Source organism: Phyllobacterium sp. SL163, assembly GCF_049896885.1.
GTDB lineage: Bacteria > Pseudomonadota > Alphaproteobacteria > Rhizobiales > Rhizobiaceae > Phyllobacterium > Phyllobacterium calauticae.
Genome location: NZ_JAFCVE010000006.1, coordinates 122,600 through 147,212, shown reverse-complemented (window position 1 = coordinate 147,212; position 24,613 = coordinate 122,600). Strand labels below are relative to the sequence as shown.

The window sequence follows — 24,613 nt, the reverse complement described above, 5'->3', positions numbered from 1 at the left end:
CAAGGAGGCCGGGCACGATATTCCAGATGTTTCTGCAGGCAGGTTTCAGCCGACGAAGGCCCGCTCGACCACATAGGTCGCCGGTTTGTTGTTGGCGCCTTCGACCAGGCCGAAGGATTCCAGAATGGCCTTGGTGTCGTGGATCATGTGCATCGAGCCGCAGATCATGCCGCGGTCGGTTTCGGGATCGAGCGGCGGCAGGCCGAGATCGTTGAACAGCTTGCCGCTCTGCATCAGGTCGGTGATGCGGCCCATATGGGTGAATGGTTCACGCGTGGTCGTGGTGTAGAGCCGCAGGCTGTCGGCGGCGAATTCACCGATCAGCGGGTCATCCTTGATGCCCTCGACCATTTCGGTGATGTATTTCAGCTCGGCGATATCCCGGCAGGTCTGGATCAGGATGACCTCTTCGAATTTTTCGTAGGTCTCGGGGTCGCGGATCAGGCTGGCGAAGGGGGCGACGCCGGTTCCCGTCGACAGCATGTAGAGCCGCTTGCCGGGAAGAAGTGCATCGAGAACCAGCGTTCCCGTCGACTTCTTGCGCAGGAGGACCGTATCGCCGCGCTTGATCTTTTGCAGATGTTCGGTCAGCGGGCCGTTGTCGACCTTGATCGAGAAGAATTCGATTTCCTCGTCCCAGGACGGGCTGGCGATGGAATAGGCGCGATAGACAGGCTTTTCCGCATTGGGCAGGCCGATCATGACGAATTCGCCGGAACGGAAGCGGAAGCTTGTGGGCCGCGTGATACGGAAACGGAACAGGCGATCGGTATAGTGGCGCACCTCGGTGACCGTTTCCGCGAACACATTGTCGGGAATCGCAAATGCAACCGGTGCCGAAAGGTCATCCGTTGCATGAATAGGTGCCGCCGTGACGGTCGCTGACGAAGATGCAGTCATCCCTGGGTCTCTCGCTCAATACTTCGTGTCAACACATGAAAGAGAGCCGGGCGTTGCTCCATTCATTGCCTGATTTCCGGCCGCCGCATATGCCAGCCGGGCGCGCTGAACGAAGTCAGCGAGCCCTTATGTAATCAGATGAGCGGAATATGCAATGGCTGATATTGCAAGGCAGATCAGCAAATTAGCGGTTGCTGCCACCCGATGAAACCCATGCCGATACTAATCCGGAGCGATCTTTTAGAAGAATTTAGCGAAGGACGAAACGTTCGCAGTCGGTGTATACAGATTCCGGGACTTTCGTGGATAAAATTTCCAGATTGCGGGTCAGGCTCGAGGGCTTGGCGGTGCCGATCAAAACATTCGCCACAACCGGTTCACGGAACGGAAACTGGATGGCGGCGGCTGCCAGCGGCACATTTTCAGCTTCCGCGACGGCCTGCATGGCGCGGACGCGCTCGAGAATATCCGCGGATGCCGGGCCATAATCGAAGTGCGCGCCGGGCACCGGCCCCGTCGCCAGAATGCCGGAATTGAACACGCCGCCAATGACGAGGGAGGTGTTCTGCGTCCGGCAGAGGTCCAGCAGGCCGCGTTCGGCCGCGCGGTCGAGCAGGGAATAGCGCCCGGCGAGAAGAATGCAGTCGAGCGGATGCCGGGCCAGCACATCGAGGCAGACCTCGACCTCGTTCACCCCCAACCCATAGGCGGCAATCGCCCCGGCCGACTTGAGTTCGTCCAGCGCCTTCAGCCCGCTGCCGAGCAGCTGGTCCATATAGACGGCGTTTTGTTCGGTGCCGTGGGTGTAGGCACCGATATCGTGCACGTAAAGGATGTCGGTCCGGTTCAGGCCGAGGCGCGCCAGGCTGAATTCGAAGGACCGCATGATGCCGTCATAGCTGTAGTCATAGTCGACGGCGAAGGGCAGGGGATTGACGTAGGAATGATCGGGGACCTGATCCTCCGGCACCGGGCGCATGAGGCGACCGACCTTTGTCGAAAGCACGTAGCTGTCGCGCGGCTTGTCGCGCAGGAAGTCGCCGGTGCGGCGCTCCGACAGGCCGAAACCGTAAAACGGCGCCGTGTCGAAATAGCGTATGCCGGCATCCCATGCGGTCTGCAGGGTTTCCATTGCGGCGTCGCGCGTGCATTCACGATACAGCCCGCCAATCGCCGCCCCGCCGAAGCCGATTTCAGTGACGGCCAGCGGCGTTTTACCAATCTTGCGAATGTCCAATTGTCTCTCCCGGAATCTGTCCCATGGTGGAAGCGGCAAAACGGGATGTCAACCGGTCAGACGATGGATATGCCGCAGGAATGACTATACGCCGGACGATATTGATGGCAGCTATAGGCAGGTCGCCGCATGCCGCCAAGGTTTCGGCTGTATGAGGGGCAAGGGGAGTTTGCGGGCGTGAGCAGGGGATACAGACGGGCTGTCGGCGCAGGCGCGGCGTGGTTGGCATCCGCCATTGCGCTGCTTGCCACGGTCGATTCCACGTCGGCCGAAGCACCGGGGCGTGTCGTCTCCATGAACCTTTGCACTGATCAGCTGGCGATGCTGCTGGCATCGGGCGGGCAGCTCGTTTCCGTGTCCTATCTCGCCGCGGATGCGACCGTATCGGTTCTGGCCGGGGAGGCGGGGGCGTTTGCGCTCAATCATGGTCAGGCGGAAGAGATATTCCTGATGCAGCCGGATCTCGTCCTGACCAGCACCTACACCACGCGGGCCACGACCGCTATTCTCAGGCGGCTGGGATTTCGCGTCGAGGAATTCCCGCCGGAAGCCTCCTTCGACGATATCCGCGCCAATGTGCGGCGGATGGGTGCCCTGCTCGGGCGCGAAGCCAGGGCGGAAGAACTGCTGGGCGCCATGGACACGGCCCTGGCAAGCATTCCGGCACGCAGCGCCGATGCACCCACCGTCGCGCTCTATTATGCCAACCAGATTACCGCGGGCCGCAGCACCCTGGCCGGTGAGGTCGTCAACCGGGCGGGGCTGATCAATATGGGCGAAAAGCTGGGCCTCGACGGCACGCAAAAATTGTCGCTGGAACAACTGGTCATGGCCAAGCCGGACCTGATTGCCACCCACAACGCCTATCCGGCGCCTGCCCTTGCCTATGACGCGCAGCTCCATCCGGCGTTCCGGGCGGCGCTGCAGGGGCGGCAGCCCGTCGATATCCCCGACAAGTACTGGATATGCGGCGGACCGTTCACGGCAGAGGCCGTCAAGCTGCTGTCGGATGCGGCACGGCGGGAGGGCTCCAGATGAAGGATCATTACCGTCTTCTCCTGTCCGGGCTTGCGCTGTTGACCCTTGTCCTGTTCGTGCTGTCGCTGCTCGCCGGTCCGGCCGCACTGGGCATGTCGGACAGTATCCGCGCCCTGCTGACGGGACAGGGCGATGCCATCGTCATCGTCATGCGGGAAATACGGCTGCCGCGCGCGCTGCTCGGCCTGATGATCGGGGCGACCCTCGGGCTCTCCGGCGCGGTGCTGCAGGGCTATCTGCGCAATCCGCTGGCGGAACCGGGCCTTCTCGGGGTGAGTGCGTCGGCATCGCTCGGCGCGGTGATCGCCATCTATACCGGCCTGTCCCTGGCTTTTCCGCTTGCCCTGCCGCTGATGGCGCTGGCAGGCGCCGTTCTCGCGGTCTTCCTGGTGCAGGCGCTGGCCGGCCGCGGCGCGGGCACGCTGACCATCATTCTCGCCGGTGTCGCCGTCTCGAGCTTTGCCGGGGCGATGACCACGCTGGCGCTGAACCTGTCACCCAACCCGTTTGCCGCGATGGAGATCGTCTACTGGATGCTGGGATCCCTCACCGACCGCTCCATGCTGCATGTGCAGCTTGCCGCCCCGTTCATCCTTGCGGGCTGGGCGCTGCTGTTCAGCCTCGGCCGCGCGCTCGACGCCCTGACACTCGGCCCCGATGCCGCTGCCAGCATGGGCATCAACATCCGGCGGGTACAGTTCTTCGCCATTCTGGGCACGGCCGCATCCGTCGGGGCGGCCACCGCCGTTGCCGGTGCCATCGGCTTTGTCGGCCTGATCGTGCCGCATGTGCTGCGGCCGCTGGTGGGTGCCCGGCCGTCGCGCCTGCTGCCGGCCAGCGCGCTTGGCGGCGCATCGATGCTGCTGGCAGCCGATATTCTCGTGCGCCTGATCGCGCCGGGCCGGGATTTGAAGCTCGGCGTGCTGACGGCCATGATCGGCGCGCCCTTCTTCCTCTGGCTGGTGTTCCGCACGCGAAGGACGCTGATATGACGATCCTCAGCCTGTCCCATGTCCATGCCTCGCTCGGTTCCAGGGCCGTCCTGCACGATGTATCGCTCGACGTTCGCGCCGGTGAATTTGTCGGGCTGATCGGCCCGAACGGTGCGGGCAAGTCAACTCTTCTGCGCAGCATCCTCGGCCTGGTGCCGTCGAGCGGCGACATCGGCATTGCCGGAAAACCGGCGCGGCGGATGAACGTCGGGGAGCGGGCAAAGCACGTCGCCTATCTGCCGCAGGACCGCGAAATCGCCTGGGCCGTGTCAGTGGAACATCTCGTCTCGCTCGGCCGCACGCCCTACCGCCGCGGATTTTCCCGGCCGAGCGCGCATGATGCGGCGCTGGTCGAACAGGCGATGCAGCGGATGGATGTCCAGCAGCTGCGCCATCGTTCGGCTCTCGACCTTTCCGGCGGCGAGCGGGCGCGGGTGCTGATCGCCCGTGCCCTGGCGCAGGATGCGGCGCTCCTGCTTGCGGACGAACCGGCGGCGGGGCTCGATCCGGCGCATCAGATCGGCCTGATGCAGTCGCTCGCCGATCTGGCCGGCAAGGGCTCGGCGGTGGTTGCATCCCTGCACGATCTCAGCCTTGCCGCGCACTGGTGCAGCCGGCTGGTTCTCATCCACGCAGGCAGGATCGTCGCCGACGGCAGGCCCGCGGAGGTGCTGACGGCGGATCACATGCGCCGGATCTATGGTGTTGAGGCCTATCTCCAGGCAACGGAGCAGGGGCTGATCGTCCAGCCCGTCGCGCTTGCCGGCACGCCGGAGTGGCACTAGAGCCTTTCCTGTTTAAATAGAACCAGTTCTGTTTCCCGGATGGCGAGACAATCCACGCGGAAGGTAGCGAGGCCGATGTTTACCCATCGGACGAAGCTGCCTGACAAAGTGGGTGTCCGCCAGCCGGAAACCCGAAGGGCCGGGCGAATTTGGCCCAATGCCATCGGGCTTCGGCTTCGCCCGATGGAAAGACATCGGTCTCGCCAAATCCCTCACCCTTGAACCAAATTCCCTCCGGCAGAACGATTCTATTTAAGCAGGAAAGGCTCTAGCCCGGCTTGGCCGCCTGCGTCGACGCGAGTTCGGCGGCCTTCTCCAGGGCGATCTGGGTTGCCGCACCGGCACCGGCCGCGTCGTTGGTCCCCGACCGCACGGTCACCGCATTGGATGCCAGCAGGAGACCGGCTTCGCGGAAGGCCACGAGCAGCCGCTTCATCGCCTCACGCTGGATAAGCGACGGGTTGCCCGGTTTGGCAGTGAATTTGAGCCGGACGATCATCGAATTCTCGGTGATGTCCTGAATGCCCTGGAATTTCAGCGGAACCAGAAATTCCGGGCCGAATTCCGGATCCTCGAGCATGTCCTGGCCGACCTTCTTGACCGTCTTGCGGATCTTTTCCGGATCGGTGTCGCGATCGAAGCGCAGCTCGAACTTGATCGTGCTCCAGTCCCGGCTGTAATTCGTCACCGACTGGATCTGTCCGAAGGGGATGGTGTGCACCGGGCCGTTCTGATGGCGCAGCTGCAGGGAGCGCAGCGTGATGCGCTCGACGGTGCCCTTGAGCTTGCCGGTATCGATATATTCACCCGTGCGGAATGCGTCGTCGGCAATGAAGAATATGCCCGAGACCACATCCTTCACCAGCGTTTGCGAGCCGAAGGAAATGGCCAGCCCGAGAACGCCGAAGCCGGCAAGCAGCGGTCCGATATCCATGCCGAGGGATGAAAGCACCACGAGTGCCGTGATCGCAACGATGGCGCCAAAGGCGAGATCGCGCACCAGCGGCAGGATCGTCGAGAGGCGTCCGGCGGCGGTGCGCGTTGGACCGTCCGTGTCCTCCTGTCCCGGCAGCAGCGGCCGCGAGGAAGGAGAGAGGGCGGTGAAATAGTGCCGCAGGAAACTCCAGATGGCCCAGCCGACGACCACGGCAACGCTGATCCTGAGCAGGCCGGTGATGAGCGACAGCGCCATGGCGTAGGCGCTGTCCATATAGCTGGTCCACAGACGGATAATGAGGAAGAGACCGAGAAGCCAGATGCCCCCGGTCGCCAGTGTCTGGATGGCCGCGATGAAAGCCTGCGCCAGCGGCGGCAGCGGCTTGTCATTCTTGTGCCGCTCCTGCATGGCCGCAATCAGCGCATGCATGCCAAGGGCGATGATGGGTATCAGCAGGATGATGACCTGGGTTGCGCCCGCCGCTTCCCCCCAATGGGCGCGCTGCGGAGCACTGGCTGCCATGCAGCCGACAATCCAGATCAGGATGGCAACCAAAGACAGGAATGCCGGAAGCGCGCTTGCGATGACCTGCCGGGTCATGCTCGGTGCCGGTCCGGCAAACACCGCGGTGATGTCCTTGCGCCCGCCTATGAACCACCAGAGCTTCAGAACCGTAACCACGGTCGCTGCAATCAGGAACCAGCCTTCGGTGACGCCGCGGCTGACACCGCTTTCCAGGGACAGGCGGACGAGCTGGCCGACCAGGGCGCCGGTGAGGCCATAGGCAACCAGCATGCGGAAGTGCCATTGAGGATTGTTGATGGGCAGAAGCCTTGCCTGGGGATCGCCGGGCGAAAGGAACAGCCGTCCGACCGCCGCGTAGACCAGGGTCAGCGCTGCGGCGTGCAGCAGCCTCAACGTCAGGGTGGAGGCCATCGGCGCGTCCGCCGTCAGGATGTTGATGACGATGTGCCCGACGGCAATGAAGGCGCAAATGCCGGCGATGTCGCGCACCGTGCGGGCGAGCGAGCCGCGGGCGCGATGGACGAGATCGGCATCCTCGCCGAGCGGGCGGACGATCAGGGCCGTGCCAAGCCGGAAGACGATCCAGCCTGCGGCGGCGGCGGCAAGCAGCGCACCCAGCGTAACGAGGGAAACCTGACTCCAGTCGCCGCCCTGGCTTTGCAGCCCCTTGTCCATCATGAAGGGCAGTTCGACGATGTGGCCGATGCCCGTGAGCCCGACGGAGAGACCGGTGCCGAATGAATCCAGCGCATTCTCGGCCAGGGCTTCGGCCTGATCGAGCGGGCTATCGCCCGGCTGCGCGGCGGGCAAGGCCTTGGCTTTTGCCGGTGCGGGCGCGGGTGCCGGATCCTCCCAACGCACGACAACGTTGCGGCCGCTGGCATAGGCGGCCCGCAGCGTGTTGTTGATGTCGGCTTCGCTTTGGCCCCGCTGCAGCACGATGGTGACGGTTTCCGGCGCCGCGGTCTGCGCGCAAGCGGTTGTGGCCGCTGCGAAAACGCCGGAAAGTGCCGTGCACAGACACAAAAGGACCACGCGCATTGCCGATGGAATGTTCAGGTGTTTCAGCATCGCGGTCCCCTTCGTTCTCCTGATAGGAGTACGCGCATTGCTTGGTCGGCTTCAAGTGCTGATTGCATTGCCCGATCCGGGCGATTGCCGCCCTGTGCATTGCAGCGAACATGACAAAATGGTCATTCGACAAGATGCCGGGAAGGTGAGAGAGTCAATAGCCGATACATTGTTGGCTAACGGGCGGTGCCCTGGAGGTAGCGTGCAGTGAAACGTCTGGGTCTTTTGATCGCGTTCGTTGTATTGGCCGGACTCGGCTACATCTTTCTCTCTCCCCATCTGAACGCGCCGCCTGCCGGCAAGGGGCCGACGACGGTTGCCGCGACAGCGCCGGCCGCAGGGTCCGGCAAGGGACGGTCTGCCGCCGTTCCATCGATTGTTGCCGCCACGGCCAAGACCGAAGACGTGCCCATCACCAAGACGGTTGTCGGCAATATCGAGCCAATCAACACGGTTGTCATCCGGCCGCAAGCCGATGGCGTGGTGATGGCGACCAATGTCAAGGACGGGCAGATGGTCAAAGCCGGAGACGTGCTTTTTCAACTGGATGACCGGACGATCCGAGCGACGATCGAGAAGGACAAGGCGGCACTGGCCAAGGACCAGGCCAATCTCGATTCCGCCAATCAGGACCTGATCGCGGCGCAGGCCCTGTCGAGCCAGAAAATCAATACGCAGCAGCAGACCTATCAGGCGCTTGCCGTTGTCAATGCGTTGAAAGCGTCGATTGCTATGGATACGGCGCAGATCCAGGCCGACGAGGTCCTTCTCTCCTACATGACCATCAAGGCACCCATCGATGGCCGTGTCGGGGTGGTCAACACATCCGTCGGCAATTTCGTGCGCACTGCGGATACCGGCGGCGGTCTTTTGACCATCACGCGCATGGCGCCGCTGCGTGTGTCGTTCACGGTTGCGGAAAGCGATCTGCCGACATTGCGCGATGCGATGAAGGAACGTCAGCTCGACGTTCTGGTCAAGGTTCCCGGCAGCAAGGAAGTGATTGCGTCAGGCCCGCTCAACTTTGTCGATTCCAGCGTCGACACGGCCTCCGGGACGATTGTCCTGAAGGCGGATGTGGCCAATGATGACGGCGCGCTGTGGCCCGGCCAGTACATCAACGCAACGGTCGAAATCGGCACGCACAAGGACGCGGTGACCGTACCGCTGATCGCCATTCAGCAGGGCAATGACGGGACATTCGCCTTTGTCGTCGGCCCCGACAAGAAGGTGATCAAGCAGGCGGTGACCGTGGTTGAAACGGTCGGCGATACCGCCGTCACCACCGCGGGCCTCAAATCCGGCGACCATGTGGTCATCGACGGGCAGCTGCATCTGCAGGACGGCTCGAGCGTCATTGAAACGGTGGCCGATGTGGACACTGCGGCGCCCGCGCTGTCGGCGGCCGATGCGGTTGCACCGGATCCGATCAAGACGGACACGGTGCAATGAACATCTCCGCCATATTCATCCGCCGGCCCATCGCAACAATCCTCCTCTCCGTCGCGCTGGCCGCATCGGGCCTGTTTGCCTATCAGTTCCTCCCTGTGGCCGCCCTGCCGCAGGTCGATTTCCCTGTCATATCGGTTTCCGCCCAGCTGCCGGGTGCCGCGCCCGACACCATGGCCAATGCCGTGGCAACGCCGCTGATCAAGCAGTTCGCAACGATACCTTCCGTTTCGACGATCAGCGCCACGAGCACGCAGGGACAGACCCGCGTCACCATCGAATTCGAGCTCGACAGGAACATCGATCAGGCCGCCGCCGACGTCCAAGCGGCCATCGCACGGACGCTGCGGCAACTGCCGGCGAGCATGACAACGCCGCCGAGCTACCGCAAGACCAATCCCGCCGACGCTCCCATCCTGCTGATCGCGCTGCAAAGCGATATGGCGCAATTGTCGAAGCTCGACGATTATGCCGAGCAGGTCATCTCACCGTCGCTGTCGACCGTGGATGGCGTCGGCGAGGTCCAGGTGTTCGGTGCCAAGCAGTTCGCCGTGCGCATCGAGGTCGATCCCAATGCGATGAAGGCACGCGGAATCGGCATCGATGAACTGACGAGCGCCGTGGCCGACAACAATTCGATTGCGCCGGTGGGAACGCTCACCAGCCCCACCCAGCAGATGGCAATCGAGGCCGACACGCAGTCGAAGAACGCCGACACATTCCGCCAGATTCTGATCGCGTCGCCCAATGGCAAGCCGGTGCGCCTGGGCGACGTGGCGCGTGTTGTGGATTCGGTTGCCAATACCCAGACCGAGAGCCGCTATGACGGCAAGAAGGCGCTGGTGCTGGCCGTCTTCCGCCAGCCCGGCGCCAATACGGTCGATGTGGTGGACCGCGTGCGCACCATGCTGCCGAAATTCGCTGAAGAGCTCGGCGCGTCCACCAGCCTCAACGTGCTCAACGACCGCTCGACGTCGATCCGGCAGGCCGTATCGGATGTGCAATTCACGCTCATCCTGATCATCGCGCTGGTCGTGATGGTGATCTTCGTGTTCCTGCGGCGGATCGCGGCCACGCTTATCCCGACGATTGCCGTGCCGCTGTCGCTGATCGCCACGCTGGGCGTGATGTATGTGTTCGGCTTTTCCATCGACAATATCTCGCTGCTGGGCCTGACGCTTTCCGTCGGGCTGGTGGTGGACGATGCCATCGTCATGCTGGAGAACATATCCCGGCATATCGAGGAGGGCATGCCGCCGCGCGAGGCGGCGCTCAAGGGCAGCGAGGAAATCGGTTTCACCATCGTGTCCATCACCGCATCGCTCGTGGCGGTCTTCATCCCCGTCCTGCTGATGGGCGGCGTGGTCGGGCGCATCTTCAACGAATTTGCCGTCGTGGTGACCGTGGCGATCGTGGCGTCGGCGCTGATATCGCTGACCTTGACCCCGATGCTGTGCAGCCACATGCCGGCCATTCCGCATGACGATGGAAAGGGCCGCAAACCCCTGACGGAGCGGGTTTTCGATGCGGTCCTTGGCGGTTACCGCTGGATGCTCGATGTCTGCCTGCGCTTCCGTATCGTTGTCTTCGGAATCTTTCTTCTGACGGTTGTCGCAACGCTTTATCTCTTCTCGTCCATCGACAAGGGCTTTCTGCCGACCGAGGATATCGGCCAGCTTTCCATCTCGACCGAAGCGCGGCAGGACATTTCATTCGATGCCATGGTGGCGCTGCAGAAGCAGGTGGCCGATGTCCTGAGGAGCAAGCCCTATGTGGCCCATGTGGCGTCAACCATCGGCGGCGGCTTCAATTCATCGAGCCTTAATCAGGGCAGTTTCTTCGTTGAGCTCAAACCCAAATCCCAGCGCCTGGCGCTCGACCCGCTGCTGACGGACCTGCGCCAGTCGCTGGCCAAGGTGCCTGGCATCAACAGCTATCCCATCGCCATCCAGAACCTGCGCATCGGCAGCACGTCGTCGCGTGCACAGTACCAGTTCGTGCTGCAGGGCATCAATGCCGACGATCTCTATCCATGGTCGCAGAAATTCCTGCTGGCGCTGCAGCAGGACCGGCAATATTTTGCCGATGTGACCAGCGACCTGCAGAACAATGCGCTGCAGGCCAATCTGGTGATCGATGCGGACAAGGCGCGGCTCCTCGGCATTTCATCGACGCAGCTGCGCAATTCGCTCTATTACGCCTTCGGTACCAATCAGGCCTCGACCATCTTTTCCACCGGCGACAGCTACGAGGTGATCCTCGAGCTCGATCCGTCCATCCCCTGGACGACCGACAAGCTCGACCAGATGCAGATCCGCTCGACCACCACCAACAAGCTCATCCCGCTGTCTTCCTTCGCCCATGTGGAGCGGCGTGCCGGACTGCTGGCCGTCAGCCAGTTGAGCCAGCTGCCGGCGGTGACCATCTCCTTCAACCTGCCGCAGGGCATTGCCTTGGGCAGGGCGGTGGAAGAAATCAACAAGATCAAGGCGGAACTGAATGTTCCCGACTCGATTTCCTCGACATTCACCGGCACCGCCAAAGTGTTCCAGCAGGCGCTGTCCAATCAGGGTCTGCTGATCGGCGCGGCGATCCTGACGATCTATATCGTGCTCGGCATTCTCTATGAGAGCTTCATCCATCCGCTGACCATCCTGACCGGCCTGCCGGCGGCGGCGGCCGGGGCGCTGGCGACGCTGCAACTGTTCGGCTTTGACCTCAGCGTGATCGCCATCATCGGCATGCTGATGCTGATCGGCATCGTCAAGAAGAACGCCATCATGATGGTCGACTTTGCGCTCGTCCGGCAGCGGGCGGGTGACACGCCGCATGATGCGATCCGCGAAGCCTGTCTGGTGCGGTTCCGGCCGATCATGATGACGACACTGGCCGCGCTGATGGGAACCCTGCCGATTGCCATCGGTGCGGGTGCCAGTTCGGAATTGCGCCAGCCGCTTGGTGTGGCCGTGGTCGGCGGCCTGTTCGCCTCGCAAATCCTTACGCTGTTCATCACGCCGGTGATCTTCCTCTACATGGAAGACATGTCGCGCGGATCGACGCAGCTGTGGCGCAGGCTCTTCGGCAAACGCGGCACAGCTGCGGCGCCGCACGCGGCGGAATAGGCGCCACCGACACTCAGGCGGTTTTTGCCTCCATGAGGCCCAGTTCGTCGATCATGGCCTGCCGCATGATGAATTTCTGGATCTTGCCCGTCACGGTCATCGGATAGTCCTCGACGAAGCGGATATGGGCCGGCACCTTGTAATGGGCGATCCTGCCCTTGCAGAACAGCAGCACCTCCTGCTCGCTGAGACTGGCGCCGGGCCGCACCTTGATCCAGGCGCACAGGCACTCGCCATACTTGCTGTCCGGGATGCCGAACACCTGCACGTCGGCGATGCCGGGATGAGTGTAGAGAAACTCCTCGATCTCGCGCGGATAGATGTTCTCGCCGCCCCGGATCACCAGGTCCTTGATACGCCCGACGATGTTGCAATAGCCCTCCGCATCGATGGTTGCGAGATCGCCGGTGTGCATCCAGCGGGCGGCGTCGATGGTGGCTGCGGTATTGGCATCATCGCCCCAATAGCCGCGCATGACGCTGTAGCCGCGCGTCAAAAGCTCACCGGTAACACCAGGCGCGACAATGGCGCCCTCCGCATCGATGATCTTGACCTCGACATGCGGATGAATGCGCCCGACCGTCGAAACGCGCCGTTCCAGCGGGTCGGTGGCGGAGCTCTGGAAGCTGACCGGACTGGTCTCCGTCATCCCGTAGGCGATGGTGATTTCGCCCTGGTGCATGTCGTGGATGACTTTCCGCATCACCTCTATCGGGCAGGGCGAGCCCGCCATGATGCCGGTGCGCAGGCTGCTGAGATCGAATGTCTTGAAATCGGCATGGCCAAGTATTGCGATGAACATGGTTGGCACACCGTGCAGTCCGGTGCACTTCTCGGCCTCCACCGTCTGCAGCACCGCGAGCGGATCGAATGCCTCGCCCGGTATGACCATGCAGGCGCCGTGGGTCAGGCAGGCGAGGTTGCCGAGAACCATGCCGAAGCAATGGTAGAACGGCACCGGGATGCACAGGCGGTCGTTTTCGGTAAGGCGCATCGCCTCGCCGATGAAGAAGCCGTTGTTGAGAATATTGTGGTGACTGAGCGTCGCGCCCTTTGGGCTGCCGGTGGTGCCGCTGGTGAACTGGATGTTGATCGGGTCGTCGAACTGCAGCACAGACGCCAGGGCGTGCAGCTGTTCGATGGCTTGCGCTGTGGCTGCCTGTTCGAGATCGGCGAAGTTGAGCATCCCCGGCGTCTTGTCCGCGCCCAGACGAATGACGGTTCGCAGCGTCGGCAGCTTCGCTGACCGCAGTTCGCCGGGCGCGCAGCTGTCGAGTTCCGGGGCGATCTCGCGCAATATGTCGAGGTAATTGCTGGTCTTCAGGGCGGGCGACAGGATCAGCGCGGCACAGCCGACCTTGTTGACGGCATATTCAAGCTCGTGTGAGCGGTAGGCCGGATTGATGTTGACGAGGATGAGCCCGGCCTTGGCGGTGGCGAACTGGGTCAGCACCCATTCCAGATTGTTGGGTGACCAGATGCCGATGCGGTCACCGGGTTTCAGGCCGAGGGCGATGAGGCCCGCTGCGACGGCGTCAACGCGCTGCTTCAGTTCGGCATAGCTCAGGCGCACATTCTGGTGGCGGACCACAAGGGCGGGACGGTCGGGAAACCGCCCGGCGATATGGTCAAAATGCCGCCCGATCGTTTCGCCGATCAGCGGCTGGCTGCTTGCACCGTGAACGTAGCTTTCCCTGATCATCGATTGCTCCTCCCAAAGCGTTCAGCAGATGGAGCATACGTTTCTGACCGGCGCTGTAAAGTTCAGGCTTTCCCGTTCACCCGGTCAAGCAGGATTTCCGCGCCCGCATCGCCGAACTGCACCTGATAGAGCCGCTTGTAGGCGCCGCCTGCGGCAAGCAGTTCGCTGTGGCTGCCCTGTTCCAGAATCCGGGCATCATCGACCACGACGATACGGTCGGCGTTGCGGATCGTCGCCAGCCGGTGCGCGATGACCAGGGTCGTGCGGCCCTGTGCCAGTTCGGCGAGGGATGCCTGGATTTCGCGCTCGGTCTGCGTGTCGAGCGCCGATGTCGCTTCATCGAGAATGAGGATGGGCGGGTTTTTCAGGAACATGCGGGCGATGGCAAGCCGCTGCTTCTGGCCGCCCGACAGCTTGACGCCGCGCTCGCCGACAATGGTCTCAAGCCCGGCAGGCAGACCGGCTATCATTTCGTCGAGCCGGGCGCGGCGGGCCGCAAGCGCAATGTCTTCGTCCGATGCATCGAGGCGGCCATAGGCGATGTTCTCGCGAATGGAACCGCCGAACAGGAAGACATCCTGCTGCACAACGCCGATCTGGCTGCGCAGCGAGGCGAGCGTCATGTCGCGGATGTCGATGCCGTCAACGGTGATCGCGCCGGAGTCGACCTCGTAGAAGCGCGGAAGCAGCGAACAGAGGGTGGTTTTCCCCGCACCGGAGGAGCCGACAAAGGCAACGGTCTCACCGGCCCTGATCTCCAGATCGATATCGCGCAGCGCAGTCCGGTCGGCGGTGTAGCCGAAATTCACCTTGTCGTAGCGGATATTGCCCTTGAGGCCGCTGACATCGGCGGCACCGGGCCGGTCGGCGATATCGGGCTCGGTGTCGAGAAGCTCGGTGTAGCGCTTGAACCCGGCGATGCCCTTTGGATAGGTCTCGATAACCGAGTTGATCTTTTCGATCGGCCGCACGAACACCGTCACCAGAAGCAGGAAGCTGACGAAGCCGCCGTTGGAAAGGCTGCCGGTGATGACGAAATAGCTGCCGGCGATCATCACGATCAACTGGATCAGCCGCATGCTCATATAGTTCAGCGAAGTGCTTGCCGCCATGATGCGGTAGGCGCTCAGCTTGGTTTCCCGGTAGCGGGCATTGTCATGGGCAAAGAGATCGCGCTCATGGTCCTCGTTGGCGAAGGCCTGCACGACGCGCATGCCGCCGACATTCTCCTCGATGCGGACATTGAAATCGCCGACACGCCGATAGAGGCTCTGCCAGTTGCGGGTCATGCGCCCGCCATAGCGGCTGGCGACCCATGCAACGAAGGGAACGATGGCCAGCGTCAGCAGGGCCAGATGCGGGTTGATGAGGAACATCAGCAGGAATGCGCCGATGAAGGTCATGATGGCGATGAACAGATCTTCCGGGCCGTGATGCGCCACTTCGCCGATCTCCTCGAGATCCTTGGTCACGCGGGCGACGAGATGGCCCGTCTTGTGGTTGTCGTAGAAGCGGAAGGAGAGCTTTTGCAAATGATCGAAGCTCTTGCGGCGCATCTCGGTTTCAATGTTGATGCCGAGCTTGTGCCCCCAATAGACAACGACCGCCGTGAGGCCGGAATTGAGGAGATAGACAGCAAGCAGTCCGGCCGCCGCCAGAAGAATGTAGCTCCAGTTTTCGCTCGGCAACAGCACATCGATGAAGGCACGCACGGCCATGGGAAAGCCGAGTTCCAGCAGGCCGGACAGGACGGCGCAGGAGAAGTCCAGCGCGAACAGCCCTTTGTAGGGCGCGTAATAGGCGAAAAAACGTTTGATCATGGGCACGTATGGCGAGAACCGGAAGCTCTCTGGCTTGAATGGAACTGTTTGGGAAGCGTTAGCACGCCGCTCCCCCATAAGCGAACATGTTTTGCGGGCGCTGAATGCCGGGCAGGCCGATTTGGGGCCGGAATTCAAGCCGTTGCAGCCGATACGATCAATTTCGCGCGACAAAAATCGCGATGGCCAAGCTTTCCGGTTGACAACCCGCATCAAGCAGGCGTATCGCGGTTTTGCTTGGGTTACCCAGGTCATTTTTCAAATCACAAAGAAGACGATGGACAGCAAATCTAGCTGCGCCCTGACTGCCGTTGATGCGGGAGGCCGGGCGCTTGAAACAACTAACGAGCAGGACTCGATCCGGTACACCGGATGAGCAACGTTAGGGCCTAGGGCTCCACCGTCGCTCACCCCGGCCGGATCGCTTCCGGTCAATGAGGTGAGCCATGAACATCACGTTCGCAACTCTTCCAGGCGTTCGCGCCTTCGCCAACCGCGCCCGCGGGCGGCTTGCCGTGCAACGGAACAGCATTTCCGCAGCACCCCAGAAACAGCACCTTTTTTCCAATCTGCAGGCGGATTGGCGCGTCAATCCGGTCAATGGCCGGCTTGAAATGCGCTGGCATGCCGATAATGAGCCGCCCGCACCCGTTTTGGACCCGGTTGAAAAACTCGGGCTGGTGCTGGCGGTCTATCAGTCGGGCCGCATGATCTGACCGCTGTTTTGCCAAACGCCGCGCACGCGCCTTCTGGCCATAGGGCGCGGCATGAAGGAGTATCCCATGGACGACTATCCTAGTAGGCCCGCCGTGCTGCCGGTGACCGGCAAGCATGGCGGGCGATCCCAAAGAGCAAATTCCCCAAAACCGACCGTGGACGTGACGGCTCGGCACGGCTTGTTGCGCCTGAATTTCAGGTGATCCGGAGCTGGTGTCGCTGTCGCGCAAAGCGGCAGGAGACCAGAAAATGAACGTCATTCTCAAGAATTCCGCATTGAATGCGGAGAAGAAGGACAGCCGCAAGCTGTCCATGCGGGCTGTACGCGAAGCCCAGAACGATATCGACATCACCCTCGCCAACGTCAAAAGCCACCGGGACGGCCTGACGATCCGCGATGCGACGGAACGCCTGATCAAGGACGGGGCAAACGAGGTCGCCCATGACCGGCGCCCGCATGCGCTCGTCCAGTTCATGTCGGCTTTCCAGAACCCTTTCATCATGGTGCTGATCGTCCTTGGCCTGATCAGCGCTTTCACCGATTGCTGGCTGCCTATGCAGAACGGCGATGCGCCGGACCCGACCAAGGTGATCATCCTCACCGTCATGATCCTGGCCAGCGGCATCATGCGCTTCGTGCAGGAATACCGCTCCGGCAAGGCGGCCGAAGCCTTGAAGGCGATGGTGCGCACGACGGCCACGGTGCTGCGCCGGAACCGTGCGACAACCCCGTCCGAAATGCTCGAAATTCCGATGCGGGAACTCGTGGCGGGCGATGTGGTGCGCCTGTCCGCTGGTGATATGATCCCGGCCGACGTGCGTCTGATCGAATCGCGCGATCTCTATGTCAGCCAGGCGGTCCTGACGGGCGAAGCCATTCCCGTCGAAAAATACGACACGCTCGGCGCGGTTGCCGAGAAGTCGGCACTGGGCATTGCCTCGGATCAGACCGACATGCTTGACGTTCCCAATATCTGCTTCATGGGCACCAATGTGGTCAGTGGCACGGCGACGGCTGTCGTCGTGGCGACGGGATCGCGCACCTATTTCGGTTCGCTTGCCAAATCCATCGTCGGTTCGCGGGCGCAAACCGCCTTCGACCGCGGCATCAACAGTGTCAGCTGGCTGCTTATCCGCTTCATGCTGGTGATGGTGCCGGTCGTCTTCCTGATCAACGGTTTCGTCAAGGGTGACTGGCTGGAAGCCCTGCTGTTCGCGCTTGCGGTTGCCGTCGGCCTGACGCCGGAAATGCTGCCGATGATCGTCTCGTCCAATCTGGCCAAGGGCGCCGTTGCCATGGCCCGGCGCAAGGTCGTGGTCAAGCGTCTCAACGCCATCCAGAACTTTGGTGCCATGGACATCCTGTGCACGGACAAAACAGGCACGCTGACCCAGGACAAGATTATCCTGGAGCATCATGTCGATGTCTACGGCAAGCGCGACGAGACGGTGCTGCGCCTTGCATGGCTCAACAGCCATCATCAGAGCGGCGTGAAGAACCTGATGGATCAGGCTGTGCTGCGCTTTACCGATGCATCGGCCGATAACATGCGGACCGCCGCCTTCTATCGCAAGGTGGACGAGATGCCGTTTGATTTCATCCGCCGGCGGCTGTCGGTGGTGGTCGAAGGCGTGGCCGGCGAGCACCTGCTGGTCTGCAAGGGTGCCGTGGAGGAAATGCTTGGTATTGCCACCCGCATGCGCGACGGGAACGATGTCCGCGTGCTCGACGACACCAGCCGCAAGGCACTGGTTGCCATCGCCCGCGCCTACAATGAGGACGGATTCCGTGTTCTGGTGGTCGCCACCCGGGAAATCCCGGCCGGGGACACCAAGGCACAATACGGCATCGCGGATGAAAACGAGCTGATCGTCGAAGGTTTCCTGACCTTCCTCGACCCGCCCAAGGAAACCGCCGGACCGGCGATTGCGGCGCTGGCCGAACACGGCGTCGCGGTCAAGCTGCTGACCGGTGACAATGAGGTGGTCAGCCTCAAGATCTGCCGTGAGGTCGGGCTTGAAGCCGGGATACCGCTGCTCGGCCGAGACATTGAGAAGCTGGACGACAGTGCACTGCGGCAACTGGTGGAGGAGCGCGTCGTCTTCGCCAAGCTGACGCCCCTGCAGAAATCGCGGGTGCTCAAGGCCCTGCAGGCCAATGGCCACACGGTCGGCTTCCTCGGCGACGGGATCAACGATGCCCCGGCGCTGCGCGATGCGGATGTCGGCATTTCCGTCGACAGCGGTGCGGATATCGCCAAGGAATCGGCCGATATCATCCTTCTGGAAAAGAGCCTGATGGTGCTCGAAGAGGGCGTCATCAAGGGTCGCGAGACCTTCGGCAACATCATGAAGTACCTGAACATGACGGCCAGCTCCAACTTCGGCAACGTGTTCTCGGTGCTCGTGGCCAGCGCCTTCATCCCGTTCCTGCCGATGCTGGCGATCCATCTGCTCATCCAGAACCTGATGTACGATATCTCGCAGCTGGCATTGCCGTGGGACAAGATGGACAAGGAATTCCTCAGCAAGCCGCGCAAGTGGGATGCGAGGAACATCGGCCGCTTCATGCTGTGGATCGGACCGACCTCGTCGATCTTCGACATGACCACCTTCGCCCTGATGTGGTTCGTCTTTGCCGCCAATGCGCCCGAACATCAGTCGCTGTTCCAGTCCGGCTGGTTCATCGAGGGGCTTCTGTCGCAGACGCTGGTCGTGCACATGCTGCGCACGCAGAAGATCCCCTTCATCCAGAGCACGGCGGCCCTGCCGGTCATGCTGATGTCGATCCTGGTGATGGGCCTCGGAATCTATGTGCCGTTCTCGCCGCTCGGCGCGCTGGTCGGATTGCAGCCTCTGCCCTGGAGCTACTTCCCCTGGCTGGTGGCTACCCTGTTCAGCTACTGCGTCGTCGCCCAGACGATGAAGGCGATCTACATCCGCCGCTTCGGCCAGTGGTTCTGAACCGTCAAACAGCGGGCGGCATTGGCCGCCCGTCATCCTCCCGTTCCGCAAGACCGCCAGAGGAGATCTGATATGGTCATGACCGATTTCATCCTGCACTTTCAGGCAAGCACGCCGCCCCATGGTTCATGGGGTGGTTTGCCCAAACGCGGCTCGCTTTCGAAGCGCCCGGAACCGCGCCGTTCCCGGATAAGGGATCAGTTCCTGCGATGGCTCTGCTGGCTTTTGGCCGTGACAGGACAGGGATTGTTCTGGCTTGCCACGCGGCTGCACCGCCGGGGCGTTCTCAATCGCAGGCGCAGCTGGCGCCTCATCCAGTGGTCGTCCTCCCTGAACCAGAGCGCCATCCGCATCATGCGGCGGGCACGCTGGTAGCACGCCTCCCATTTCAACACAGACTGCAAGGAGCACATCATGCGCCTTTTGATTTCCGGTGGCCGGCATTTCGATGTCGCCGAAGCCATTCTCGACGAACTGAACCGCATTCATGCGGCCTGCCCGGTGACGGTTCTCATCCATGGCGGTCTTCCCGCCCTGGGATCGGTGGCCGAGGACTGGGCCCGGCAGAACGATGTCCATATCATCCGCTATCCCGCCAACTGGTCGCTGCTGGGCAAGCAGGCCGACACGAAGCGCAACCGCTTCATGCTGGAAGACAGCTGCCCCGATGCGCTGCTGGCCTTTCCCGGCGGCAGGCATCTGCAGGAACTGGTGCAGCAGGCCCATGCCAGGCATATTCCGGTGATCACGGCCCGAAGCCTGGAGCGATCTTCCGACGGCGAGGCGGGGGCGCCTGCGGATCATTGCGCCGACAGTCCGGAGGGCGACATGCCGCGCCAAGCCGCCCATCTGGCGATGACAGGGACTGTCATCATTGTTAACCGGAGAAATGCTAGCCTCGCATGACGAGCCAGCTGCGGTGACCCCATGAAGTTCATACAGACATTCGACCTCTATCCCTTTCTCGATACGACCATCAGCTTCGTCGCCGCCTTCATCTTCGGCACGCTGATTGGCGCGGAGCGCCAGTACCGGCAGCGGACGGCCGGGCTGCGCACCAATGTACTTGTCGCCATTGGTTCGGCGGCCTTCGTCGATCTGGCGCAGCGGATTGCCGGGACGACGGAAGCCGTCCGGGTGATTTCCTACGTGGTTTCCGGCATCGGCTTTCTCGGTGCGGGCGTGATCATGAAGGAAGGGATGAATGTGCGGGGGCTGAACACCGCGGCAACGCTCTGGTGTTCGGCGGCGGTGGGTGCCTGTGCCGGCACGGACATGCTCGCCGAAGCGGCGCTGCTGACGGTGTTTGTGCTTGCCGGCAATACGCTGCTGCGCCCGCTGGTCAATGCCATCAACCGCATCCCGATCAGCGAGCAGGCGGCGGAAGCGACCTATGAGGTCAAGCTGATATCGACCCGCGCGGCCATGCCGACCATGCGCGACCTTCTGGTCGAACGGCTTGAAGAGGCGGATTATCCCGTCAGCGACGTCGAAATCACCGATCAGGGCGATGACGAGACCGTGGAAATCGTGGCCACGCTGGTCAGCACGGCGATCGATCCGGATGAGATCGACGCGGTGATTGCCCATATGGAAAAGCAGCACGGCATTTCCCACGGAACGTGGGAGGGCAGCACAAAGGACTAGGATAATGTTGCATTATCACGCAAGTTTACAGTCTGATATATACTGTGATCATAATGCAACAGTGCCACAGACATTACGTTCTGCCTTGTTTTTGACACACGGTTGCCGCGATCCGTTTTAAAAGGATAGGGGCAAGCGGTGACCACGACCGCCTGTCCGCCCCGCCTGTCCCATCGTTTGAAAGCATACAGAATGTCATCCCTCGTTTCGCGCCGGTCATTCCTGACCGGCCTGTCGCTCCTTGGCGTTTCAGCCGTCGCTGCCTGTGCCCAGTTGCCCAAACAGTCGCTCGATCTTGCCGGTTCGCAGGATGCCGTGCCGGCGGACAAGCCGGCACCCGTCGAGGTTGCCGCACCGGCACCGGTAAAGCCCGATTACATCAGCATGTATCAGGCGGTCGAAGAGGAGGGCTACAGGCTGCCGGCGATACCCTTTGCCAAGGTCAATGAAAAATTCCTGCGGCAGGTCGTCGACGATCCGACAGGGGAGAAACCCGGCACGATCGTCGTCAACACCGTCGACAAGTTTCTTTATCTGGTTCTGAAGAACGGCAAAGCGATGCGCTATGGCGTCGGGCTCGGCCGGCAGGGCTATTCCTGGAAGGGCCGCGCCATTGTCCAGTGGAAGCGCAAGTGGCCGACCTGGACACCGCCATCGACCATGATTGCACGCGATCCGAAGCTGGAAAAATGGCGCCAGGGCATGCCGCCGGGTGTCAACAATCCCCTGGGTTCGCGAGCCCTCTACATCTTTCAGGGCGGTGTCGATACGCTGTACCGCATTCACGGTTCGCCGGACTGGAACTCCATCGGCAAATCCGCATCGTCGGGCTGCGTGCGCATGTTCAATCAGGACGTGATGGATCTCTATGAGCGCGTCCCCGGCAAGGCCCCGCTGCTGGTTATTTAGGACCAGGACTTATGAGTACGGCCGCGCCGGTTGTGACTGCGGCCTAGTGTTGCGCATGCGCGCATTTGCCGTGATCGGCCAGAATTTCGATAACGCGGCATTCGGCAACACGGCCGTGCCGGCATCCCTCCACCATCAGTTCCAGCTCGGCCTTCAGCGCATTCAGGCTGCGAATGCGCTGCTCGACCTCGATGAGGCGCGCATTGGCAATGCCGTCGGCGGTTTCGCAGGGCTGGTTGGGATCATCCTGCAGGTGCAGCAGGGTGCGGATGGAGTCGATCTCGAAGCCGAGCTCGCGCGCATGGCGGATGAATGCCAGCCTGCGGATATCCGTGTCTTCATAGTGCCGCCGGTTGCCATCGGTGCGCGCCGGCGCCGCCAACAGCCCGATCTGTTCGTAATAGCGGATGGTCGGCACTTTGACGCCGCTGCGCTTTGCTGCTTCGCCGATCGAAATTTCTTTCAACATTTCGCTTGCTCCTCTAGTCGCTAGAGCATGTAGCCTTGCCGGCAACAGAGTCAAGAGAGGTTGAATCATGACAGCAGCGCCAACGCAAACCCGCTTCCGGGTCGAGGGCATGGACTGTGCAAGCTGTGCGGCCAAGATCGATACGGCGGTGCGCCGGTTGCCTGGCGTGGCCGACATTTCCGTGTCGGTGACGGCGGGCACGATGACGGTCAAACACGACGACACCGCCGATCTCGGTGTTCTCGAGAAAAAGGTGAATGGTCTTGGCTACAAGGTTTCGCCGCTGACAGCCAAGAGCCCGGCGCCGGTGGCGGCTCCGTCATGCAGCGGGCATGACCATGCCAACCACAACCACGCGGATCATGATCACCACGACCATGACCATGCGGGCCACGATCATGCCGGGCATGCCCACGCGGACACAAACGCGGCTGTGGCCGCTCCAGTGCAAAGCGCTGGGCCGGCCCGCTGGTGGCAGAGCCGCAAGGGCTTTCTGACCATCATCAGCGGTGTCGCCCTTGTCGCGGCCTATGCCGTCGGCAAGCTTTTTCCGGATATCGCCAACGGAGCCTTTGTCGTGGCGATGCTGGTCGGGCTTGTGCCCATTGCCCGCCGTGCGCTGATGGCGGCGCGTTCCGGCACACCATTTTCCATCGAAATGCTGATGACGGTCGCAGCCATCGGCGCGGTGATCATTGGCGCGGGTGAAGAAGCCGCCGCCGTGGTCTTTCTGTTCCTGATCGGCGAAATGCTTGAGGGCGTTGCCGCCGGCCGTGCCCGCGCCAGCATCCAGGGCCTCGCCGATCTCGTCCCCAAAACCGCGCTGGTGGAGCGTGGCGGCAACACCGTCTCGGTTCCTGCCGATGCGCTTGCCATTGGCGACATCATTCTGGTGCGGCCGGGTGACCGCATTCCCGCCGACGGCGACATCACCGAGGGAACCAGCGAGATCGACGAAGCGCCGGTCACGGGCGAAAGCACGCCCAAGCGCAAGAATGCCGGTGATCCGGTTTTCGCCGGAACCATCAATACAGATGGCGTCCTGCGCATCGCCGTCACCGCGACGGCAAGCGACAACACAATCGCCCGGGTGATCCGTCTCGTGGAAGAAGCACAGGAAAGCAAGGCGCCGACGGAACGCTTCATCGACGGTTTCTCGCGCTATTACACACCGGGCATCATGGTTGTCGCGGCGCTTGTCGCCGTCGTCCCGCCCTTGTTCATGGGCGGCATCTGGAGCGAATGGGTCTATAAGGGCCTTGCCATTCTCCTGATCGGCTGCCCCTGCGCTCTGGTGATTTCAACACCGGCCGCCATTGCCGCCGGCCTCTCCGCCGGTGCGCGGCGCGGGCTGCTGATGAAGGGCGGTGCCGTGCTTGAAACTTTCCGTAAGGTGACGGCCGTCGCCTTTGACAAGACCGGCACCCTGACCGAAGGCAAGCCCGTGGTCACGGATATCGTGTCATTCGGCCTGCCGGAACAAGAAATCCTGTCGCTGGCCGCGGCGCTGGAAACCGGTTCGAGCCATCCTCTGGCGGTGGCCATTCTCGACCGGGCCAAGGCGGATGCGGTTGCCATTCTTTCGTCCACCGCGGCAAAGGCCGTTTCCGGCAAGGGCGTCGAGGGAACCGTTGGTGGCAAGGACGTGTTCCTCGGTTCGCCGCAGGCCGTCGCCGCAACGGCGCCGCTCAGCGCGGAACAGACGGCGTCCATCGCCGCGCTGAACGACCAGGGTAAAACGGTTTCCCTCGTGGTTGTCGATGGCAAACTTGCGGGCTTGCTGGCCATGCGCGACGAGCCGAGGGCCGATGCGGAGCGCGGCCTTGCCGTTTTGAAAGAGCAGGGCATCAAGGCCGTCATGCTGACCGGCGACAACAGCCGTACGGCGAAGGCCATTGCCTCCAAGCTCGGTATCGAGCCGAGAGCAGAACTGCTGCCGCAGGACAAGCAGCGGATCGTCGGCGAGATGCAGCGCGCTGGCATGACCGTGGCCAAGGTCGGCGACGGCATCAATGATGCTCCGGCGCTTGCCGCGGCCGACATCGGCATTGCCATGGGCGGCGGCACGGATGTGGCGCTTGAAACCGCCGATGCGGCAATCCTGCACGGCCGGGTGATCGATGTCGCCAACATGATCGACCTGTCGAAAACGGTGATGAGCAATATCCGCCAGAACATCGGCGTTGCGCTCGGCCTGAAGGCGGTCTTCCTGGTGACGACGATCATCGGTCTGACCGGTCTGTGGCCGGCAATCCTTGCCGATACCGGCGCGACGGTGCTGGTTACCGCCAATGCCATGCGGCTTCTCGGCTGGAAGGGCCGCGCGTAA

At 62.3% G+C, this 24,613-nt stretch carries 19 protein-coding genes; 13 read left to right on the top strand and 6 right to left on the bottom strand.

Features of this window, described 5'->3' with window-relative positions; genetic code table 11:
* Positions 1 to 45: 45 nt before the first annotated feature.
* Together ACP7B1_RS14820 and ACP7B1_RS14815 are read right to left on the bottom strand one after the other, a co-directional pair.
* Positions 46 to 900, bottom strand: a complete 855-nt coding sequence (locus tag ACP7B1_RS14820; RefSeq protein WP_346307656.1) for a ferredoxin--NADP reductase — start codon at positions 898 to 900, stop codon at positions 46 to 48.
* Between the two features lie 250 nt (positions 901 to 1,150).
* Positions 1,151 to 2,137, bottom strand: a complete 987-nt coding sequence (locus tag ACP7B1_RS14815) for an aldo/keto reductase (RefSeq protein ID WP_346307655.1) — start codon at positions 2,135 to 2,137, stop codon at positions 1,151 to 1,153.
* 177 nt (positions 2,138 to 2,314) lie between these two features.
* Between ACP7B1_RS14815 and ACP7B1_RS14810 the strand changes: the two genes are divergently transcribed.
* The 3 genes from ACP7B1_RS14810 to ACP7B1_RS14800 are packed head-to-tail and all read left to right on the top strand — an operon-like array spanning position 2,315 to position 4,952.
* Positions 2,315 to 3,175: an ABC transporter substrate-binding protein gene (locus ACP7B1_RS14810; RefSeq protein ID WP_346307654.1), complete on the top strand. Its 861-nt coding sequence runs from the start codon at positions 2,315 to 2,317 to the stop codon at positions 3,173 to 3,175.
* Positions 3,172 to 4,167, top strand: coding sequence for a FecCD family ABC transporter permease (locus ACP7B1_RS14805; RefSeq protein WP_346307653.1), 996 nt, complete (start codon positions 3,172 to 3,174; stop codon positions 4,165 to 4,167). Before ACP7B1_RS14810 ends, ACP7B1_RS14805 begins: the two co-directional genes overlap by 4 nt.
* Entirely contained in the window at positions 4,164 to 4,952 is a 789-nt protein-coding gene (locus ACP7B1_RS14800; RefSeq protein WP_346307652.1) for an ABC transporter ATP-binding protein, read from the top strand. Before ACP7B1_RS14805 ends, ACP7B1_RS14800 begins: the two co-directional genes overlap by 4 nt.
* A 268-nt stretch (positions 4,953 to 5,220) precedes the next feature.
* Here ACP7B1_RS14800 and ACP7B1_RS14795 read toward each other — a convergent pair whose 3' ends face one another.
* On the bottom strand, positions 5,221 to 7,485 hold the full coding sequence (locus ACP7B1_RS14795; RefSeq protein ID WP_403184672.1) for a mechanosensitive ion channel family protein: 2,265 nt from the start codon (positions 7,483 to 7,485) through the stop codon (positions 5,221 to 5,223).
* 207 nt (positions 7,486 to 7,692) lie between these two features.
* Here ACP7B1_RS14795 and ACP7B1_RS14790 point away from each other — a divergent pair, with 207 nt between their 5' ends.
* Positions 7,693 to 8,937 carry an efflux RND transporter periplasmic adaptor subunit gene (locus ACP7B1_RS14790; protein WP_346306940.1) on the top strand — a complete coding sequence of 415 codons (1,245 nt, stop codon included), beginning with the start codon at positions 7,693 to 7,695 and terminating at the stop codon, positions 8,935 to 8,937.
* Complete coding sequence (locus ACP7B1_RS14785) at positions 8,934 to 12,056, top strand: efflux RND transporter permease subunit (protein ID WP_426137055.1); 3,123 nt, start codon at positions 8,934 to 8,936, stop codon at positions 12,054 to 12,056. The genes ACP7B1_RS14790 and ACP7B1_RS14785 overlap by 4 nt, the downstream gene beginning before the upstream one ends.
* Before the next feature lie 13 nt (positions 12,057 to 12,069).
* Here ACP7B1_RS14785 and ACP7B1_RS14780 read toward each other — a convergent pair whose 3' ends face one another.
* Both ACP7B1_RS14780 and ACP7B1_RS14775 read right to left on the bottom strand, forming a co-directional pair.
* Complete coding sequence (locus ACP7B1_RS14780) at positions 12,070 to 13,758, bottom strand: AMP-binding protein (protein ID WP_346305751.1); 1,689 nt, start codon at positions 13,756 to 13,758, stop codon at positions 12,070 to 12,072.
* A gap of 62 nt (positions 13,759 to 13,820) precedes the next feature.
* A complete protein-coding gene (locus ACP7B1_RS14775) occupies positions 13,821 to 15,578 on the bottom strand; it encodes an ABC transporter ATP-binding protein (RefSeq protein WP_346305750.1) in 1,758 nt (585 codons plus the stop codon).
* Between ACP7B1_RS14775 and ACP7B1_RS14770 the strand changes: the two genes are divergently transcribed.
* The 7 genes from ACP7B1_RS14770 (at position 15,571) to ACP7B1_RS14740 (ending at position 21,815) form a co-directional block, all read left to right on the top strand.
* On the top strand, positions 15,571 to 15,954 hold the full coding sequence (locus tag ACP7B1_RS14770) for a hypothetical protein (RefSeq protein WP_346305749.1): 384 nt from the start codon (positions 15,571 to 15,573) through the stop codon (positions 15,952 to 15,954). The two genes, ACP7B1_RS14775 and ACP7B1_RS14770, sit on opposite strands and share 8 nt — an antisense overlap.
* 70 nt (positions 15,955 to 16,024) lie before the next feature.
* Positions 16,025 to 16,294: a hypothetical protein gene (locus ACP7B1_RS14765; protein WP_346305748.1), complete on the top strand. Its 270-nt coding sequence runs from the start codon at positions 16,025 to 16,027 to the stop codon at positions 16,292 to 16,294.
* Between the two features lie 250 nt (positions 16,295 to 16,544).
* A complete protein-coding gene (mgtA, locus tag ACP7B1_RS14760; RefSeq protein ID WP_346305747.1) occupies positions 16,545 to 19,259 on the top strand; it encodes a magnesium-translocating P-type ATPase in 2,715 nt (904 codons plus the stop codon).
* A gap of 72 nt (positions 19,260 to 19,331) precedes the next feature.
* Positions 19,332 to 19,634: a hypothetical protein gene (locus tag ACP7B1_RS14755; RefSeq protein WP_346305746.1), complete on the top strand. Its 303-nt coding sequence runs from the start codon at positions 19,332 to 19,334 to the stop codon at positions 19,632 to 19,634.
* Between the two features lie 39 nt (positions 19,635 to 19,673).
* Entirely contained in the window at positions 19,674 to 20,165 is a 492-nt protein-coding gene (locus tag ACP7B1_RS14750; protein ID WP_346305745.1) for a DUF2493 domain-containing protein, read from the top strand.
* 21 nt (positions 20,166 to 20,186) lie between these two features.
* The gene (locus ACP7B1_RS14745; protein ID WP_346305744.1) at positions 20,187 to 20,906 is read left to right on the top strand and encodes an MgtC/SapB family protein; all 720 of its coding nucleotides are present in this window, start codon (positions 20,187 to 20,189) and stop codon (positions 20,904 to 20,906) included.
* A gap of 192 nt (positions 20,907 to 21,098) precedes the next feature.
* Positions 21,099 to 21,815 carry a L,D-transpeptidase gene (locus tag ACP7B1_RS14740; protein WP_346305743.1) on the top strand — a complete coding sequence of 239 codons (717 nt, stop codon included), beginning with the start codon at positions 21,099 to 21,101 and terminating at the stop codon, positions 21,813 to 21,815.
* Between the two features lie 43 nt (positions 21,816 to 21,858).
* Here the strand turns inward: ACP7B1_RS14740 and ACP7B1_RS14735 are convergent, their stop codons facing one another.
* Positions 21,859 to 22,281, bottom strand: a complete 423-nt coding sequence (locus ACP7B1_RS14735) for a MerR family transcriptional regulator (protein WP_105735390.1) — start codon at positions 22,279 to 22,281, stop codon at positions 21,859 to 21,861.
* Positions 22,282 to 22,351: 70 nt separating this feature from the next.
* Between ACP7B1_RS14735 and ACP7B1_RS14730 the strand changes: the two genes are divergently transcribed.
* Positions 22,352 to 24,613 carry a heavy metal translocating P-type ATPase gene (locus tag ACP7B1_RS14730; protein WP_346305742.1) on the top strand — a complete coding sequence of 754 codons (2,262 nt, stop codon included), beginning with the start codon at positions 22,352 to 22,354 and terminating at the stop codon, positions 24,611 to 24,613.

What these genes read in the sequence shown, in the direction of transcription:
- ACP7B1_RS14805 (WP_346307653.1), top strand. Translation starts at nt 3,172, where the DNA reads ATGAAGGATCATTACCGTCTTCTCCTGTCCGGGCTTGCGCTGTTGACC.
- ACP7B1_RS14750 (WP_346305745.1), top strand. Translation starts at nt 19,674, where the DNA reads ATGCGCCTTTTGATTTCCGGTGGCCGGCATTTCGATGTCGCCGAAGCC.
- ACP7B1_RS14730 (WP_346305742.1), top strand. Translation starts at nt 22,352, where the DNA reads ATGACAGCAGCGCCAACGCAAACCCGCTTCCGGGTCGAGGGCATGGAC.
- ACP7B1_RS14780 (WP_346305751.1), bottom strand. Translation starts at nt 13,758, where the DNA reads ATGATCAGGGAAAGCTACGTTCACGGTGCAAGCAGCCAGCCGCTGATC.
- ACP7B1_RS14755 (WP_346305746.1), top strand. Translation starts at nt 19,332, where the DNA reads ATGGTCATGACCGATTTCATCCTGCACTTTCAGGCAAGCACGCCGCCC.
- mgtA (WP_346305747.1), top strand. Translation starts at nt 16,545, where the DNA reads ATGAACGTCATTCTCAAGAATTCCGCATTGAATGCGGAGAAGAAGGAC.
- ACP7B1_RS14785 (WP_426137055.1), top strand. Translation starts at nt 8,934, where the DNA reads ATGAACATCTCCGCCATATTCATCCGCCGGCCCATCGCAACAATCCTC.
- ACP7B1_RS14795 (WP_403184672.1), bottom strand. Translation starts at nt 7,485, where the DNA reads ATGCTGAAACACCTGAACATTCCATCGGCAATGCGCGTGGTCCTTTTG.
- ACP7B1_RS14740 (WP_346305743.1), top strand. Translation starts at nt 21,099, where the DNA reads ATGTCATCCCTCGTTTCGCGCCGGTCATTCCTGACCGGCCTGTCGCTC.
- ACP7B1_RS14820 (WP_346307656.1), bottom strand. Translation starts at nt 900, where the DNA reads ATGACTGCATCTTCGTCAGCGACCGTCACGGCGGCACCTATTCATGCA.
- ACP7B1_RS14745 (WP_346305744.1), top strand. Translation starts at nt 20,187, where the DNA reads ATGAAGTTCATACAGACATTCGACCTCTATCCCTTTCTCGATACGACC.
- ACP7B1_RS14800 (WP_346307652.1), top strand. Translation starts at nt 4,164, where the DNA reads ATGACGATCCTCAGCCTGTCCCATGTCCATGCCTCGCTCGGTTCCAGG.
- ACP7B1_RS14765 (WP_346305748.1), top strand. Translation starts at nt 16,025, where the DNA reads ATGAACATCACGTTCGCAACTCTTCCAGGCGTTCGCGCCTTCGCCAAC.
- ACP7B1_RS14775 (WP_346305750.1), bottom strand. Translation starts at nt 15,578, where the DNA reads ATGATCAAACGTTTTTTCGCCTATTACGCGCCCTACAAAGGGCTGTTC.